Below are 16,516 nucleotides of genomic sequence, written 5' to 3' on the forward strand. Positions count from 1 at the left end.
AAAATAATTTAAGATTTTATATTACTTAAGTATATTTTTTAGCCAATTTGTAGACATAGTTCGCATTTCAACTGTAAACATATCTTTCAAACATACTTTTTGGAAGTAGCTACAACCGGAACAAACAGAAACCAATTCTTTTGAGTTTTTTACTTCTTGAATTATAGCTATTTCTTTTTTGCTAAGTTTATAGTTTCCTAAATTAGAAAGATTTTCAAGACTTAATACCGATAAATATTTTTCTGCGTTATTATCAGAATCTAGTCTTCTTGAAATCCACTGATACTTTTTGTTTTCTAGTTTTAAAGTGTATTTTTCTACAGTTTTAGAAGGTTTACCATCAAAATAACACGCAAAGCCAACCACCTGCTTTTTATTTATGTTTTCTTGTGCATTAGTAAAACAAACAAACCCTGTTAAAAATAATATTGCTAGTAATTGATTTAAATATCTACTGTATAAACCCAAACTCATTAATTTGCATAGTAAAACGTGCATCTGCATTTAATGGGACTTCCTTCCATGCAGCTCCTTGAGTGCTTTTTAAAACTAATTTATCGTCAACTTTTTTAAACGAAATTCTAAAGGGTGAAAGTTTTTTATCAATTGAAGATAGTGTGTTTTTTTGTGTCAATCCACTAGCGTCAATCCATTGATTATTTCCGTTTGTAGAATTAAATGAAAGTGTTTTCCAAGCGCATCCATCATTGCAAGTTAAATTTACCTCCGTATCTGTAAGATTTATGTCAATTAAAAAAGGAATGAATGTTTCTCTAGTTTGATTTTGAGCAGTTGTGTTACTCGCAACTAAAACTAGTAGTGCAAATGCAGCAGTTGATACAATTTTTTTTACTGTTTTCATAGTCATCTTTTTAGGATAGCTAAGATACGAAAAAAGGAATTACAGTGATCAGAATTGAGTTCAACGTCAATTTTTGAAAGTGAAAGAAAAGACTATGTTGTAACACAAATTTCTAACTATCTTTACAGTAATGCAAAATGTAAAACTTATAGAATGTCCACGGGACGCAATGCAGGGTATAAAGGACTGGATTCCAACAGAGAAGAAAGTTCAATATATTCAGTCGTTATTGCGCTGTGGATTTGATACAATTGATTTTGGGAGTTTTGTCTCGCCGAAAGCGATTCCGCAATTAGTAGATACTGCTGAAGTTTTAGCACAATTAGATTTATCTGCAACTAACAGTAAATTACTTGCTATTATAGCTAACACAAGAGGGGCAGTTGCTGCGGTTGAACATCCTGAAATACAATATTTAGGATTTCCTTTTTCAATTTCGGAGAATTTCCAAATGCGAAACACTCATAAAACTATTGCTCAGTCTATTGATACTTTAGATGAAATTCTAGACATTGCAGATGCACATAATAAAGAGGTGGTAACCTATTTGTCAATGGGATTTGGAAACCCTTATGGTGATCCTTGGAATGTTGAAATTGTAGGAGAATGGGCAGAAAAACTAGCGGGAATGGGAGTTAAAATATTATCGCTAAGTGATACTGTGGGTTCTAGTACACCAGAAGTTATCGACTATTTGTTCTCTAACTTAATCAAGCAATATCCTCAAATTGAATTTGGTGCTCACCTTCATACAACTCCAACAGCTTGGCACGAAAAGATCGATGCAGCTTATAAAGCTGGATGTATGCGATTTGATGGTGCAATACAAGGTTTTGGTGGATGTCCAATGGCTAAAGATGATTTGACGGGTAATATGCCAACTGAGAAAATGCTAAGCTATTTCAATACTGAAAAAGTACCTAATACAATAAACCCAATGAGTTTTGAAAGTGCTCATAACGAAGCTAGCAAAATATTTAATACCTATCATTAATAGGTGGGAAGTGGACTATAGAACCATTTTTTAAATCTATTTCGAAAATTTCAATAGTATACAATGAAAAATTCTAAGAGCTATATTTCATATTATAAATGTTTGAATCGAAATTTTCTTCTCATATTCTCTGTTATTTTCTTGCTATTTGCAAGTTGTAAAACCAGTAAAATTTCCGAAGTTAAATCAAACGAAACTGTTACTATTAAATTAGTGCAGATGAATGATGTGTATGAAATTGCACCACTTAGCGGAGGTCAATATGGGGGGCTTGCTCGTGTTGCTTATGTAACAGATTCGATAAGAAATGCTAATCCAAATACTTACCTAGTAATGGCGGGCGATTTTTTAAATCCTTCATTAATAGGTACGCTTAAAGTTGATGGCAAGCGCGTAAAAGGAAAACAAATGATTGATGTGATGAATGTGATGGGAGTTGACCTTGCAACATTTGGAAATCACGAATTTGATTTAAAAGAAAACGAGCTTCAAGAACGATTAAATGAAAGTGAGTTTCAATGGACAAGCGCAAATGTGTTTCAGAAAAATGGAGATGACATCCGTACGTTTAATACGGTTAAAAATTTAGATTCAACACCAATTCCTGAAACGGTGTTTTACGATATTAATATAGGTAAAGAATATCCTGTTAGACTTGGCTTTTTTAGTGTAACTATCGATTCTAATCCTATGGATTATGTGTATTACAGTGATTTTATGCTTGAAGGAAAAAGTGCTTATACAGCTTTAGAACAATCAAAAAGTGATATAATTATTGGGTTAACGCATTTAAGTATTAAACAAGATATGCAACTAGCAGAGAGTTTGCCTAATATTGATTTAGTTCTTGGAGGACACGAGCACACTGCAATGCTTGTGCCTACATCTCATGCTAAAGTGGCTAAAGCAGATGCTAATGCGCGCACAATTTACGTACATACATTAACGTATAATCACAAAGCAGATTTTTTAAAAATAGACTCAGAGTTAGTGCCTATTACAGCAAATACTCCTGAACTACCTAAGGTTAAAGTTGTTGTTGATAAGTGGGGGTCAATACTTGAAGCTGAGCTTAAAAATGTGATAGATAATCCTAACGAGATAGTATATTTTGCTAAAAAACCGCTAAATGGTTTAGATAAACCTAACCGAAGTGAACAAACTAATCTTGGTAAAATTATCACTGAAGGAATGGCTAAGAGTTTTAACCTACCTGTTGATGCTGCTATTGTAAATGGTGGTAGTATAAGGCTTGATGATGTATTAGAAAATGAAATATCTGCAATAGATGTTTTTAGAGTTTTGCCTTTCGGCGGAAATGTTCAGCGAGTTGAAATTACTGGAGAGTTATTAATGCAAGTGCTAGATTACGGCGAAAAAAGTGTTGGTACAGGGGCATATTTACATAGGTATAAACTTCAGAATAAAAATGGTGTATGGTACTTAGGTGCTAAGCCGTTGATAAATGATAAAATATATACACTAGCTTTAAGTGACTACTTATTAAAAGGGCTAGATATTCCTATATTGTCTGCAGATAGTCCAGGAGTGAAAAGCATATATGTTCCAGTAAGGGAAGAAGCAGCTCACGATATTAGAAAAGCAGTAATCGATTTTATGAAAACTCTAAAATAAATGCTATGAATAAAATTTTAAAAATTATACTATTAGTTGCCTTAGGAGCATTTGTACTAATGCAATTTATTAGACCAGAGAAAAACGAAAGTGGATATGAATCAGTTGCCTTTTTTGAAGCCGAAACAAAACCATCAGTTGAAATGGCGGCTTTATTAAAAACACATTGTTATGATTGCCATAGTGATCATACAATATATCCTTGGTATGCAGAAATTGCACCAGCTTCTTATTGGTTAAAAGATCATATTGATAATGGTAAAAAACATTTTAATGTAAGTGCTTGGGAATCGTATAGTGCGAAAAAGAAAGATCACAAGCTTGATGAGCTAATAGAATTTGTTGAGGATGGCGAGATGCCACTAGATTCATATACTTGGTTGCACGGCGAGTTACCTAAAGAAGATGCTGATAAATTAATACAATGGGTGCAAGTGCTAAGATTACGTTATCAAAAAGAGATTTCTGAATTAGCAAAATAGACATTATTTAAACTTCATAGTCGTTTTGACCATTTGAAGTCTATAGATAAAAGGAGCTGCATATGTTATAATATACAGCTCCTTATTTTATTTAAAATAAATCTAAATAAGCTTTGTTATACCCTAAATCTATTTTATTTTTGCGGACTGAAATTTTACATTATTTGTATTCAATCTAAATAAAAGCAATGAAAAGAGTTTTATTAGTATTAGCATTAGCATTTACATCAATTATTACAGCGCAAATAACACAAGATAGTATCAATCTTGATCCGCAAAAACAATTAAATGCAGCACAATCTATTTTATCAGGAAACTATGGTAAGAGAGTTACAATAGGTGGTTATGGTGAAATAACTTACAACCAACCAGAAGGAGACAATGGTGAGTTAGATGTACAACGTTTGGTATTGTTAGTAGGTTATAAGTTTAATGAAAAAACACAATTTGTAACTGAAATTGAAGTGGAACATGTGGAAGAAATTTTTGTAGAGCAAGCATTTGTTAACTACGCAATTTCAGATAATATGAGTCTTCGTGGAGGTTTAATGTTAGTTCCTATGGGGATTGTAAATGAGTATCACGAACCTACAACCTTTAATGGAACAGAACGTCCTGCATTAGATAACGTTATTGTGCCAACTACCTGGAGAGAAATAGGAGTGGGAGTTACAGGTCGTTTTTCTGAAATATCACTTGGTTACCAAGCTTATATATTTAATGGTTTCAAATCTACAAATGCAGATGGCGCAGGTGGTGTAAATGGAGTACTTAAAGGAAGTAATGGTTTGCGTGGAGGTCGTCAAAAGGCGATTAAATCTACAGTAGATACGCCTACTTTATCAACTAAGTTTGATTACTACGGTATTCCAGGATTAAGATTAGGTCTTTCAGGATATTTTGGTCAAACACAAGCTGAAGATGATGTTGAGGATATCGATGGAGCAAACATAGGTATTGCTATGGTAGGGTTTGACGCACGATATAACTACAGAAACTTTACTGCAAGAGGTCAATTTATTTATGCTTCATTAAGTGATACTGATGCGTACAATGCGCTAACCGAAAGCGATTTAGGAAGTGCAATGCAAGGGTACTATGTGGAAGCAGCTTATAACCTTTTACCTATTGCTAAAAGGCAAAAACTTTTTGCTTTCGCTCGTTATGAAAATTACGATACACACGCAGCAACAGAAGACAACCTAGTTAGAAATGATGCTTTTAATAGAACAGATTTGACAACAGGATTAAGTTATCACATTGCACCAGGAGTGGTGGTAAAAGGAGATTACCAATTTAGAGATAATAAAAGTGATGCTGATGTGCCAAATCAGTTAAACTTTGGTCTTGGAGTTTGGTTCTAGTATGTAGCTGAAATTTTAAAGCTTTACGCTTTGTTATTTTCATTTATAATTAGTTCGTTCTTGGCATAAACTTTGGTTTTTAGAACATCATTAAATACAACAGAATTATGGTTAAAAAGTTTCTTTTAATAACAGTGTTAGCTTTTGTTTTTTCGGCATTTGTAATTCCTGAGAAAATTGCAAAAAAAGCTGATAAGGCTATAGCGAAGTTTTATGAGATTGAAAATTTCAGTAAAACGCCATTAACTATTTCTGAAACATTAAATACCAATACACCTTCCGAATTTTCAAAAGAAAACCTTTTTAAAATTGAAGCAAACGGAAGTTTCTTAGGCTATGGTTATGTAGGCAATGCGCCAAGTAAAACGGCAACGTTTGATTATATAGTATTATTTGATAAGGATTTTATTATTACTAAAAGTAAAGTACTTGTATATCGTGAAGAATACGGTGGAGAAATAGGAAGTAAAAGATGGTTGCGCCAATTTGAAGGTTCTAAAGCTGGGACTAAAGAGTTGAAATATCAAGAAGATATAATACCTATTAGTGGTGCAACCATTTCTGTTCGTTCAATGACAAAAGCAGTTAATGAATTATTAGAAAGTATTGCTACCTTGCAAGCTAAAAAAGCACTTTAATGCAATTTAACGGTCTTCTTCAAACATTCCCTTCACATGTAAAATTATTTATAACAGCTTTTGTTGTTGTATTAACTGTTGGGTATGTCACAGGATTGACTTTTGTAAGTCAAACTGATTCAGATTCGCCAAATGGTATTGAAGAAAATTACTTAGGTAATGAGGAGGTAGAAGATGCTCAAGTAATGAAATTTGAAAAAGGTGCACGCGAAATGCTCACTATTATTCATACTCACATTTTATCAATGTCGTTTATTTTCTTTCTGTTAGGAAGCTTAGTGGCGATGACATCACTTCCAAGAAAGTTGAAATCTTTTTTAATGGTGGAACCATTTGTATCTATTTTGCTCACTTTTGGAGGTATTTGGCTATTGTGGATGGGTTACCATTGGATGAAATATATAGTAATGTTTAGTGGTATATTAATGACTGCAGTTTACTTTTTAGGAGTATTAGCAATATTGCGTGATTTAGTAAAAAAACCAAACCAATAATATTTCAGTTTAACTACTAGTTGAAACTTTCATTTATCACTCAATTTTTTAAATTTTTAAAATTAATTTTTAAAGTTGATTGTTAATTCGCTTTATTGACTCTTTAATTCTTAATTAATAGTAGTATTTTTGCACGCAATTAAATGTTAACCACTTTCAATACTTCAGAAAGTAAAATCTAATTGCAATGACAGCACACGAAAATAAAATTATAGGAGAAGGACTCACATACGATGATGTTCTTTTAGTACCAGCTTTTTCTGAAGTTCTACCAAGAGAGGTTTCAATTCAAACTAAATTTTCAAGAAATATTACGTTAAATGTGCCTATTGTATCTGCAGCAATGGATACGGTAACTGAAAGCGCTATGGCTATTGCTATCGCACGTGAAGGTGGAATAGGAGTTTTGCATAAAAATATGACTATTAAGCAGCAAGCTGCTGAGGTTAGAAAAGTAAAACGTGCAGAGAGCGGGATGATTCAAGATCCTGTTACTTTAAAAAAGGATAACACTGTAGGTGATGCGCAAAAAACAATGCGCGAATTTAGCATAGGTGGAATTCCAATTATCAATGAGGCAGGTTTACTAATTGGTATTGTAACAAATAGAGACCTACGTTTCGAAAAAGATTTTTCGCGTAAGTTGAGTGAAGTGATGACGGTAGAGAATCTTGTTACAACAGCAAAAGGAACTTCCTTAAAAGAAGCTGAATTAATTTTACAGAAAAACAAAATTGAAAAATTACCAGTGGTTGATGATCAAGGTAAATTACTTGGGTTAATCACTTTTAGAGATATAACTAAACTTACTCAAAAACCAACGGCAAATAAAGATACCTATGGTAGATTACGTGTTGCTGCTGCATTAGGAGTTACTCCAGATGTAGTTGAAAGAGCAACTGCTTTAGTTGAAGCACAAGTTGATGCTGTAATTATTGATACAGCTCACGGACACACAAGGGGTGTTGTGACAGTGTTACAAGAAGTAAAAAGCAAATTTCCAGAATTAGATGTCATTGTAGGTAATATTGCTACGGCAGAAGCTGCTAAATATTTAGTAGATGCTGGTGCTGATGCAGTTAAAGTAGGAATTGGACCAGGCTCAATCTGTACAACTCGTGTTGTTGCAGGTGTTGGTTTCCCGCAATTTTCTGCTGTATTAGAAGTTGCTGCTGCTATAAAAGGGAGTGGAGTCCCAGTAATTGCGGACGGAGGAATTAGATATACAGGTGATATTCCTAAAGCTCTTGCAGCTGGAGCAGATTGTGTAATGCTAGGGTCGCTTTTAGCAGGTACAAAAGAATCTCCAGGAGAAACAATTATCTACGAAGGACGAAAATTTAAGTCTTACAGAGGAATGGGAAGTGTTGAAGCAATGAAACAAGGTTCTAAGGATCGTTATTTCCAAGATGTAGAAGACGATATTAAAAAATTAGTTCCGGAAGGTATTGTAGGTCGTGTACCGTATAAAGGTGAGCTATTAGAAAGTATGACTCAGTTTATTGGTGGACTTAGAGCAGGAATGGGATATTGCGGTTCTAAAGATGTAGCTACTTTAAAAGAAACAGGAAGATTTGTAAAAATTACTGCTAGTGGTATTAATGAAAGCCATCCCCACGATGTAACTATTACAAAAGAAGCGCCTAATTATAGTCGTTAATTTTCTTCGGAAATATTAAGTAAATAGAAAAAAGCCCAATCTAATTTAAGATTGGGCTTTTTTTTTATTAATTATATAAATGTTACTTCTACTTAAAAAAATGGATATAAGATTTTTCTAAATTAAGCTTTGCTGGTTCTGGAAATTGTCCGTGAACTATTAATGCGTTTTTATGATGCTGTTCAAGATTGTTTAATACTTTTCTGTTTAATAATAACACAGTAGACTGCCCGTGATTGTCAGATTTGTCTAAAATTGTTTTTCCATTAAACTCGCATGCCCAATGTGTTTCAGCCATATTTTCCTCGTAAAATAATTCGATTGTTGGAACTTGATAGTAGCTATATTCACCTATTCCTTCAAGATCAAATACTAATCTAAGTAAACCTCCATCAAGTTTATTTGCTTCATTCTTTATGCCTAAATCAGCAAAAGATAACTTTCCTGCGCTTGGGGTATTAAATTTTACTTTTATCTCTCCTTGGTTTAACTCTACATTGTTCATATATACTTGTTTTATGTTTACTCAAAATTACAGAAGTATCTATTTATAAGTTATGATATATATCAGATTACAAAAAAAAGCCCACTCTATTTATTGAATGGACTTTCTTAATTCTACGAATAGCTATTTTTAAAACAACTGATTTACTATACAATATTGTACAAGCTCTTGAGTAGAATCGAAATCTAATTTTTTTAAAATATTTTTTCTGTGTGCGCTAACAGTGTGCGGACTTATAAAAAGTTTCTCGCTAATCTCTTTGCTTGTTTTGTTTAAAGCCAAAAGTCTAACAACATCTTTTTCGCGATTACTGATTGTATCTGTAATGAGTTTTTGTGAATAGTTCTTGTAATAGATAGTCTCATATTCATTATTCTCATTTAACTTTTTTACAGTACCTATAATAGGTCGCTGTTCATTTTTACCGGTAATACTAAAATGAGCAATACCAATTACAGGTTTTCCTGTTTCGTCAAAGTAAGTAGGCGTCTGGTGCTCTAACGCATTTAGATATGCACCCTTAGCATTTTTTACTCTAAAATTCCAAGTATAGCTTAATTTGTGTCTATCTTCTAAAGGAACTTCAGTCATAGTAAAAACCATTAAATCTTCTAGAGCGCTCATCCATACTGGAAGATCTTGTGGATGGAAATGTGAAAACCAATAAGGAACACCTTCATTAGCCATTTTATCTCTATTGAGTCCAAGAGTGTATTCGAAATTTTTACTTACAAACTCATAAATTTGTTTAGTAGTATTTGTAACGATGAAAAACGACTCCATTGGAGGGAGGTATTTGTCTAACTCTCTTAGTTTCTGAATGTGTTTTTCAACAACTGTTCCATTGTATTCTTTATAGCTGTCAAATACTTCTTTAAAAAGATCGAGGTGTTCTTGTTGCATAGAGGAGATTTTGGGGCGGTTTGTTAGTCGGAAATTTTAATTTAAATACTATTGTTGATTTATTGATTGCCACATTGGTGCTAGACTTTTTATATAGTCTTTATATTCTTTTGGAATATCTTTAAATGGTTCAAGCTCAAATGTAATTGTATTTGTGTTTTCAAAATGCCAATAATTACCTTCTACTTTTCCGTTTGAAGATGTTAAGTTCCACCTAGGTATATAGATTAATGAGTAACTTCCATTATTAAGTGTTTCTAAAGCAAAATCTTTCAAATCCTCTTTTTGGTTAAAAGCTAAAGTTATTATAGCATTTAAATTTCCATTTTTTGTTTGGTATAACTCGTATTTTTTTGATGAAAATTTATCTAATTCTTGAGTCCAAGTATTTTCTTTATTAACTATTAAGGCGAGTTCTTTTGCAACTGTCAAGCTATCTTCTTTGGTTTTTATTACCGAAATAAGATGTTTTTGATTAATGGTCATAGTCATTTCGGAGTTGTCAATTGTAACAATCGTTTTTTCTGCAGCGATGCGGCTGTTCTCATTTCCGAAGAATGTGCCAATAACAAAGAAAATTATCTTTATCAATTCCATAAATACTTAAAGGAGTATTGCGTGTTGTTAGTTTATTTCAATTATTGAGTATAATTAGGAATTATACTTTTGTCCTCTATTAGGCTTTAAACGCTCTCTTAGGTCTGCCATATGTACTTCGTCAACAATCATATAAGCAATGTGGTGCATAGGTGTAATTTCTTCTGTATTACAAATGGTATTTTCTAAACCTTCTGCTAGTGAAAATTCTTTTAAATGTACAATATGATGAGCTGCTATAGGTGCAGCATTAGGGCCGCGAAAATCCCAAATTAATTTTATTCTATTCATAATGGTTTTATTAATTTAGAATTTGTTGTGCTCTAAAAATAAGAGATTTTTTTTAAAGACAATAAAGATTAGGCGATAAGGCTGTAATTTTAATGAATTCTTTTTAATCCTTAATAACTGAAGTTTCGTTTTCAACATAAGCTTTAAATGCTTCAAAAAACTCCAGACTCTGTTTTTTAAAAATACGAGGCATTAAAAAACCAAATGCCTTCATAGTTAAACTCTGAAACCTAAATTCATTTTCGCCAATCCATTCGGTTTTTGAAGGACTTAATTCTTTGAAGTAATTTTTCTGAATATTATAAACACCTTTGGTTGTGTAACTTGCTTCAAAAAAATTAGGAAAACCATTTTTTAATACAGTTTCAGTTAAAACCATATCACGGTTGCCCATTTTGTAATGTAATTCCATTTGTGCGCCTGGAGTACCAGTGTCTAGTCCATTGATATTTATATACTTCACTAGTCCTTTTTGCCAATGTTTCATATTGTCAGGATTGTCAAGTTTTTCAATCACTTCTTTCAAAGGAGCATTGATAATAATTTTTGTTTGGTACTTCATTTGCAGCATTTTTATTAGTCCTCGTAAAGTTAGTAGATTTTTAGCATTTCAGTGTACTTAAAAGTGCTAGTTCTCGTTAACTAGATACATTTGCACGCCGTGCTTAATTTGTTATTTTTGCGGCTATAATTTCTACCCTAAATATTTGATATATAAAGATGAAAAAAACAACTTTTATTTTTGCCTTTTTCCTAATCGTAGCCACTGCATTTGCACAAAAACCTACGGATGTATTGATGACAATTGAAGGAGAACCTATACTTGTAAATGAGTTTGAGAGAGTTTACAAAAAAAATCTAGAACTCGTTAAAGACGAATCTCAAAAAACCATTGATGGGTATTTAGATTTATTTATTGATTATAAATTGAAAGTAGCTGAAGCTTATGCTCAAAACCTTGATGAAGATAAAGCCTATAAACGTGAGTTTACAAAATATAGAGATCAATTAGCTCGTAATTATGTAAATGAAACGCGCCTTTTTGAAGGTATTGCTGAAGAAGCTTATAATCGCGGAAAAGAGCAAATAAATGCAAATCACATATTAATTAAAGTAGGTTATGATGCTTTGCCACAGGACACTTTAAAAGCGTATAACAAAATTAAAAGTCTTCGCGAAAGAGCTTTAGCTGGTGAAGATTTTATAGCCTTAGCAAAACAAAATTCTGAGGAACCAGGTGCAAAAGAGCGAGGTGGTGATTTAGGTTATTTTACAGTATTCTCTATGGTTTATCCATTTGAGAATATGGCATACAACACTCCTGTAGGAGAAATAAGTGATATCGTACGAACTAACTTTGGTTACCACGTACTTAAAGTGAATGATCGTCGTATAAGAGAATCGCCAATCGTTGTTTCGCATATTATGATTACTGAGAAAAAAGACGATCCATCTTTTAATCCAGAAGAACGCATTAACGAATTGTACAAAATGCTGCAACAAGGAAGTAATTTTGAAGAATTAGCTAAACAGTTTTCAGATGATAAAAACTCAGCAAAATTAGGAGGTAAGTTAAAGGCTTTTTCAAGAGGACAGCTTAGGTCAGATTCGTTTGAAAACAGTGCGTATAATTTACAGAATCCAGGTGATTTGTCTAAACCTATTAAAACTCGTTTTGGATGGCATGTTTTAAAATTAGAAGAGAAAATGAAAGAGCGTTCTTTCGAGGAGCAAAAAGAAGATTTGTACCGTAAAATAAAAAAAGGAGATCGTTCTAAAGTCATTTCAACACAAGTAACTCAGGATATCATAAAAAAATATGGAATTAAGAGATACGAGTATTTAGACTTTTTCGATGAATATGCTTCAGATGAGGTTACAAAAAGTAAATGGAAAATTACCGATACTTTAACTGGTGATAGAAATAAAGTAGTATTTACAATAGGAAACAAGGATATTTACTATGATGAGTTTGCAGAATACATTTATTACAGACAACGTTTTGCTGAGAAAAAACCAACAAAGCGAGATTACATAGAGAATATGTATAATGAGTTTGAATCAATTGAAATTAAAGAGTATCTAAACGAACAATTAGAATCTGAAAACCCAGAATTTGGAGCAATAATTGGGGAGTATAGAGATGGGCTTTTAATTTTTGATGTAATGAAGAAAAATATTTGGCAGAAAGCCAAACGTGATACATTGGGGTTAGAGCGTTTTTATCAAACTGTTGCTTCTAATTATAGTTGGGATGAACGTATTGATGCTGAAATATTATCAGGTGGAGATAGTGCTAAAATTCAAGAAGCTAAAGCAATGTTAGAAGCTGGTAAAACTGCAGAAGCTATAAAAGCAGCATTAAACACAAATGATAAAGTTCATATAATCATTTCTTCGGGAAGGTATGAAAAAAATGACGCAACATTACCAGAAGGATTAGCATTCCAAAAGGGTGTGAGTGATGTACTTTCAAATGGCGAAACTTATTCTGTAGTAAACATAAAAGAAGTTTTACCACCTAGCACCAAAACTTTTGAAGAAGTTAAAGGGCGTGTAATGAGTGAATATCAAAATCAAATAGAAAATGATTGGATCAATTCACTACAAGCTAAATACAAAGTAGATGTTGATAAGAGAACATTAAAAAAATTAAAGAAACGCTATAAATAATGGTTAGAGTTATCGTGTTACTTTTTAGTTTATTATTGCTGGTTTCTTGTGATTATTTTAAACAGACACCTAGTGAAAACCCTGTGGCGCGTGTAAATAACAGCTATTTGTATCAAGAAGATATTAATGATTTAGTTACTGAAGCAACATCAAAAGAGGACAGTGCTATCATTGTAAGTAATTATATTAATAGATGGGCAACACAACAACTTTTATTAAATCAAGCTAAAATAAACCTTTCACAGGATCGTATCTCAAATTATGAGCGAATGGTGGAAGATTATAAAAATGACCTTTTTACAGAAGCGTACAAAGGAGCAATAGTTTTAAAGCAGCTAGATAGCACTATTACTACTGAAAAAATAGAAAGTTACTACGAGGCTAATAAAGAGAATTTCAGTTTAACTGAAACACTCTATAAGTTAAGATATATTCACGTTGATTCTAAATTTGCGAATATTTCTGAAACAAAGAAAAAATTTACTCGTTTTAATACAGAGGATCAACAAGATCTTCAACGCATGAGCCTAGAGTTTAAAAATGTAAATCTCAATGATTCTATTTGGATTAAAAAGGAATCTGTTTTAAAGCAGCTGCCGGTACTAAAGTCTAATGAAAGTACGGCATTAAAAAAATCAGATTTCAAACAATTAGAAGATTCATTAGGGGTATATTTGCTGAAAATAGTGGACGTATTAAATCCTAATGATATTGCACCATTAGCATACATTAAACCTACAATTGAAGAGATTATTTTGAGTAAACGAAAGTTAGAGCTCATTAAAAAATTAGAAAAAGACATTACAAAAGATGCCATTAAAAACAAAGATTTTGAAATATACACGCCAAAGTAGCTTATTACTTTTAGTGCTACTAGTGAGTCAACTTGCCATTTCTCAGGAAGTAATTATGGTTGATAGTACAGGAGTAGCAAAAGAAAATCCATTATTAAATACATCTCTAGAAAATAGAGTTGTAGATAGTCTTAAACCTTTTAAGCGCTTTAAAGCTGAAGGTGTATCTGCAGTAGTAGGTGAGTATGTTGTTCTAGATAGTGATATAGATAAAAGTTATTTAGAATTTCAACAAAACGGAGTGTCAACTGATGATATTACTCGTTGTGAATTACTAGGTAAATTAATGGAGGACAAGCTTTATTTACACCAAGCAAAAATTGACAGTATTATGGTAACTGATGCTGAGCTTAATCCGCAAGTAGATCAGTTAGTTCAATATATGATAGGGCAACTTGGTAGTGAAGAGAAAGTAGTTGACTACTATCGTAAAGATAATTTACTTCAATTAAAAGAAGAATTGCGTGATGCAAAGCGTGATTTAGAACTAGCAAATAGAATGCAAGCTAGAGTTGTAGAAAATGTAGAGGTAACACCAGAAGAAGTTCGTGTGTTTTTCTTTGCAATTCCAGAAGATGAACGCCCAGTATTTAGTGCTGAGGTTGAGGTAGCTCAAATTGTAGTTGAACCTAAAATTACAGAAGCTTCTAAACAAGCTGTAATAGATAGATTAAATGAATTTAGAGCAGATATTGTTGAAAATGGAGCTAGTTTTGCTACCAAAGCAGTTTTATACTCAAAAGACGGAGCAGCAGGTAAAGGAGGTTTGTTGCCAAGTATGCGAAGAGGAGATCCTTATGCAAAAGAGTTTAAAGACGTCGCATTTTCATTGTTAGAAGGAGAAGTTAGTGAGCCTTTTGAAACGGAATTCGGTTTTCATATTTTGAAAGTTGATAAAATTAGAGGGCAGGAAATTGATGTAAGGCACATTATTTTGTTTCCCGAGTTAAGCGAATCAACTATAAATGAAGCTAAAGAAAGAGTAGAGAAAATTAGAACGAGTATTATTAATGATAGTATTTCTTTTGGTGATGCAGCTCGATTATATTCAGATGAATTAACAACTAGAAATAATGGAGGACAATTAACAAACCCACAAACATTAGATACACGTTTGGATTTAACTAAAATGGATCCAACATTAAGTGCACAGGTTTACAATTTAAAAGAGGGAGAGGTTTCTAAAATATTTATTGATCAAGATAGAACAGGTAAGAAAACATTTAAGTTTTTAACGGTATCTAAACGATACGATGAGCACCCAGCAGATTTTGTAAAAGATTACGAAAAAATTAAGGAGCTTGCATTACGCCAGAAGCAGATTACAACAATCGAAAAATGGCAAGACAAACACATCAAGAATACTTACGTTAACGTAAACGAAGATTACCAAGATTGTGATTTTGCAAGTGATTGGGTTAAAAAAATCAAGTAAGAAAACATACTAGAATAACTTGTTAAAGGTTAAAAGTTAAGCGAATCTTATTGCAATTAACTTTTAACCTTTTTCTGTATCCTATAAAGTTTCCTTATTTTTATGAATTAATACCAATACGCTTTTTAGTATAGGTTAGAATTAAGAAATAGCAATATAAAATTATGTCAGACGTAGCAGCTGTAAAGCAACTTGTTTCAAAATACGAAGCACTAAAGCAAGAAATTAAAAAAGTAATTATTGGGCAAGACGAAGTTGTAGAGCAAGTGCTGCTTTCTGTATTTTCTGGAGGTCACGCTTTATTAATTGGAGTACCAGGATTAGCAAAAACATTATTGGTTAACACGGTTTCTCAAGCATTAGGTTTACAGTTTAAAAGGATTCAGTTTACGCCAGATTTAATGCCAAGTGATATTCTTGGTTCTGAAATATTAGATGAAAACAGAACATTTAAATTTATAAAAGGGCCTATTTTTTCAAACATAGTTTTGGCAGATGAGATTAATAGAACACCACCTAAAACACAAGCAGCTTTATTAGAAGCAATGCAGGAGCGTTCAGTTACTGTTGCAGGACAAAACTATAAATTAGATTTACCTTATTTTGTTTTGGCAACTCAAAACCCAATTGAGCAAGAAGGAACATACCCTTTGCCAGAAGCTCAGTTAGACCGTTTTATGTTTGCTATTAACCTAGAGTACCCAACATTTGAAGAAGAAGTTCAGGTAGTAAAAGCAACAACAGCTGGAGCAGTTGAAAAAGTAAATGCGCTTTTTTCTGCGCAAGAGATCATAGACTTTCAGCAATTAATTAGACGTATTCCTGTTGCAGATAATGTGGTAGAATATGCGGTAACACTTGTTGGTAAAACAAGACCTAAAAGTCAAGCAGCACCAGAACTAGTTAAAAAATATATTGATTGGGGTGCAGGACCTCGTGCATCACAAAACTTAATCTTAGCAGCAAAAACAAATGCTGCATTACAAGGTAAATTTTCTCCAGATATAGCAGATGTCCAAAAAGTAGCAATAGGAATCCTACGTCATCGTATGATTAAAAACTACAAGGCTGAAGCTGAAGGATTATCAATTGAAGAGATTATTACAAGTTTATTTTAGTACTAATGTTT

General features: G+C 32.6%; 18 protein-coding genes. 11 read left to right on the forward strand and 7 right to left on the reverse strand.

Going from position 1 to position 16,516, the window contains the following annotated elements:
• Positions 1-21 precede the first annotated feature (21 nt).
• Both GBH57_RS16135 and GBH57_RS15110 read right to left on the reverse strand, forming a co-directional pair.
• Entirely contained in the window at positions 22-474 is a 453-nt protein-coding gene (locus tag GBH57_RS16135) for a hypothetical protein (RefSeq protein WP_162851996.1), read from the reverse strand.
• Positions 452-862, reverse strand: coding sequence for a hypothetical protein (locus tag GBH57_RS15110; protein WP_151675339.1), 411 nt, complete (start codon positions 860-862; stop codon positions 452-454). The genes GBH57_RS16135 and GBH57_RS15110 overlap by 23 nt, the downstream gene beginning before the upstream one ends.
• A gap of 130 nt (positions 863-992) precedes the next feature.
• Between GBH57_RS15110 and GBH57_RS15115 the strand changes: the two genes are divergently transcribed.
• The 7 genes from GBH57_RS15115 (at position 993) to guaB (ending at position 8,129) form a co-directional block, all read left to right on the forward strand.
• The gene (locus GBH57_RS15115; RefSeq protein ID WP_151675340.1) at positions 993-1,856 is read left to right on the forward strand and encodes a hydroxymethylglutaryl-CoA lyase; all 864 of its coding nucleotides are present in this window, start codon (positions 993-995) and stop codon (positions 1,854-1,856) included.
• A gap of 63 nt (positions 1,857-1,919) precedes the next feature.
• Positions 1,920-3,491: a bifunctional metallophosphatase/5'-nucleotidase gene (locus GBH57_RS15120; RefSeq protein WP_151675341.1), complete on the forward strand. Its 1,572-nt coding sequence runs from the start codon at positions 1,920-1,922 to the stop codon at positions 3,489-3,491.
• Between the two features lie 5 nt (positions 3,492-3,496).
• Positions 3,497-3,973, forward strand: coding sequence for a heme-binding domain-containing protein (locus GBH57_RS15125; RefSeq protein WP_151675342.1), 477 nt, complete (start codon positions 3,497-3,499; stop codon positions 3,971-3,973).
• 188 nt (positions 3,974-4,161) lie between these two features.
• Positions 4,162-5,337, forward strand: a complete 1,176-nt coding sequence (locus GBH57_RS15130; RefSeq protein WP_151675343.1) for a putative porin — start codon at positions 4,162-4,164, stop codon at positions 5,335-5,337.
• A gap of 107 nt (positions 5,338-5,444) precedes the next feature.
• Positions 5,445-5,975 (forward strand): FMN-binding protein, encoded by a 531-nt coding sequence (locus GBH57_RS15135; RefSeq protein WP_151675344.1) that lies wholly within the window; start codon positions 5,445-5,447, stop codon positions 5,973-5,975.
• The gene (locus GBH57_RS15140) at positions 5,975-6,469 is read left to right on the forward strand and encodes an Aq_1264-related membrane protein (protein ID WP_151675345.1); all 495 of its coding nucleotides are present in this window, start codon (positions 5,975-5,977) and stop codon (positions 6,467-6,469) included. The genes GBH57_RS15135 and GBH57_RS15140 overlap by 1 nt, the downstream gene beginning before the upstream one ends.
• A 187-nt stretch (positions 6,470-6,656) precedes the next feature.
• Complete coding sequence (guaB, locus tag GBH57_RS15145) at positions 6,657-8,129, forward strand: IMP dehydrogenase (RefSeq protein ID WP_151675346.1); 1,473 nt, start codon at positions 6,657-6,659, stop codon at positions 8,127-8,129.
• Positions 8,130-8,217: 88 nt separating this feature from the next.
• On the opposite strand, the gene GBH57_RS15150 is transcribed toward guaB, so the two are convergent.
• The 5 genes from GBH57_RS15150 to GBH57_RS15170 all read right to left on the reverse strand — a co-directional run bounded on the left by GBH57_RS15150 (position 8,218) and on the right by GBH57_RS15170 (position 10,987).
• Positions 8,218-8,634 carry a hypothetical protein gene (locus tag GBH57_RS15150; protein ID WP_151675347.1) on the reverse strand — a complete coding sequence of 139 codons (417 nt, stop codon included), beginning with the start codon at positions 8,632-8,634 and terminating at the stop codon, positions 8,218-8,220.
• 129 nt (positions 8,635-8,763) lie between these two features.
• Entirely contained in the window at positions 8,764-9,537 is a 774-nt protein-coding gene (locus GBH57_RS15155; protein ID WP_151675348.1) for a LuxR C-terminal-related transcriptional regulator, read from the reverse strand.
• Positions 9,538-9,585: 48 nt separating this feature from the next.
• Positions 9,586-10,134: a hypothetical protein gene (locus GBH57_RS15160; protein WP_151675349.1), complete on the reverse strand. Its 549-nt coding sequence runs from the start codon at positions 10,132-10,134 to the stop codon at positions 9,586-9,588.
• A 54-nt stretch (positions 10,135-10,188) separates the two neighbouring features.
• Positions 10,189-10,425, reverse strand: coding sequence for a hypothetical protein (locus GBH57_RS15165; protein WP_151675350.1), 237 nt, complete (start codon positions 10,423-10,425; stop codon positions 10,189-10,191).
• Positions 10,426-10,528: 103 nt separating this feature from the next.
• The gene (locus tag GBH57_RS15170) at positions 10,529-10,987 is read right to left on the reverse strand and encodes an SRPBCC family protein (protein WP_151675351.1); all 459 of its coding nucleotides are present in this window, start codon (positions 10,985-10,987) and stop codon (positions 10,529-10,531) included.
• 158 nt (positions 10,988-11,145) lie between these two features.
• Here GBH57_RS15170 and GBH57_RS15175 point away from each other — a divergent pair, with 158 nt between their 5' ends.
• From GBH57_RS15175 to GBH57_RS15190, 4 genes are all read left to right on the forward strand, one after another.
• Positions 11,146-13,098 carry a peptidylprolyl isomerase gene (locus GBH57_RS15175; protein WP_151675352.1) on the forward strand — a complete coding sequence of 651 codons (1,953 nt, stop codon included), beginning with the start codon at positions 11,146-11,148 and terminating at the stop codon, positions 13,096-13,098.
• Positions 13,098-13,952, forward strand: coding sequence for a peptidylprolyl isomerase (locus GBH57_RS15180; RefSeq protein WP_151675353.1), 855 nt, complete (start codon positions 13,098-13,100; stop codon positions 13,950-13,952). The genes GBH57_RS15175 and GBH57_RS15180 overlap by 1 nt, the downstream gene beginning before the upstream one ends.
• The gene (locus tag GBH57_RS15185) at positions 13,930-15,387 is read left to right on the forward strand and encodes a peptidylprolyl isomerase (RefSeq protein WP_235904727.1); all 1,458 of its coding nucleotides are present in this window, start codon (positions 13,930-13,932) and stop codon (positions 15,385-15,387) included. Before GBH57_RS15180 ends, GBH57_RS15185 begins: the two co-directional genes overlap by 23 nt.
• Before the next feature lie 164 nt (positions 15,388-15,551).
• Positions 15,552-16,505, forward strand: coding sequence for an AAA family ATPase (locus tag GBH57_RS15190; RefSeq protein ID WP_151675355.1), 954 nt, complete (start codon positions 15,552-15,554; stop codon positions 16,503-16,505).
• Positions 16,506-16,516 lie beyond the last annotated feature (11 nt).

Source organism: Patiriisocius marinus, from assembly GCF_008974325.1.
Taxonomy (GTDB): domain Bacteria; phylum Bacteroidota; class Bacteroidia; order Flavobacteriales; family Flavobacteriaceae; genus Patiriisocius; species Patiriisocius marinus.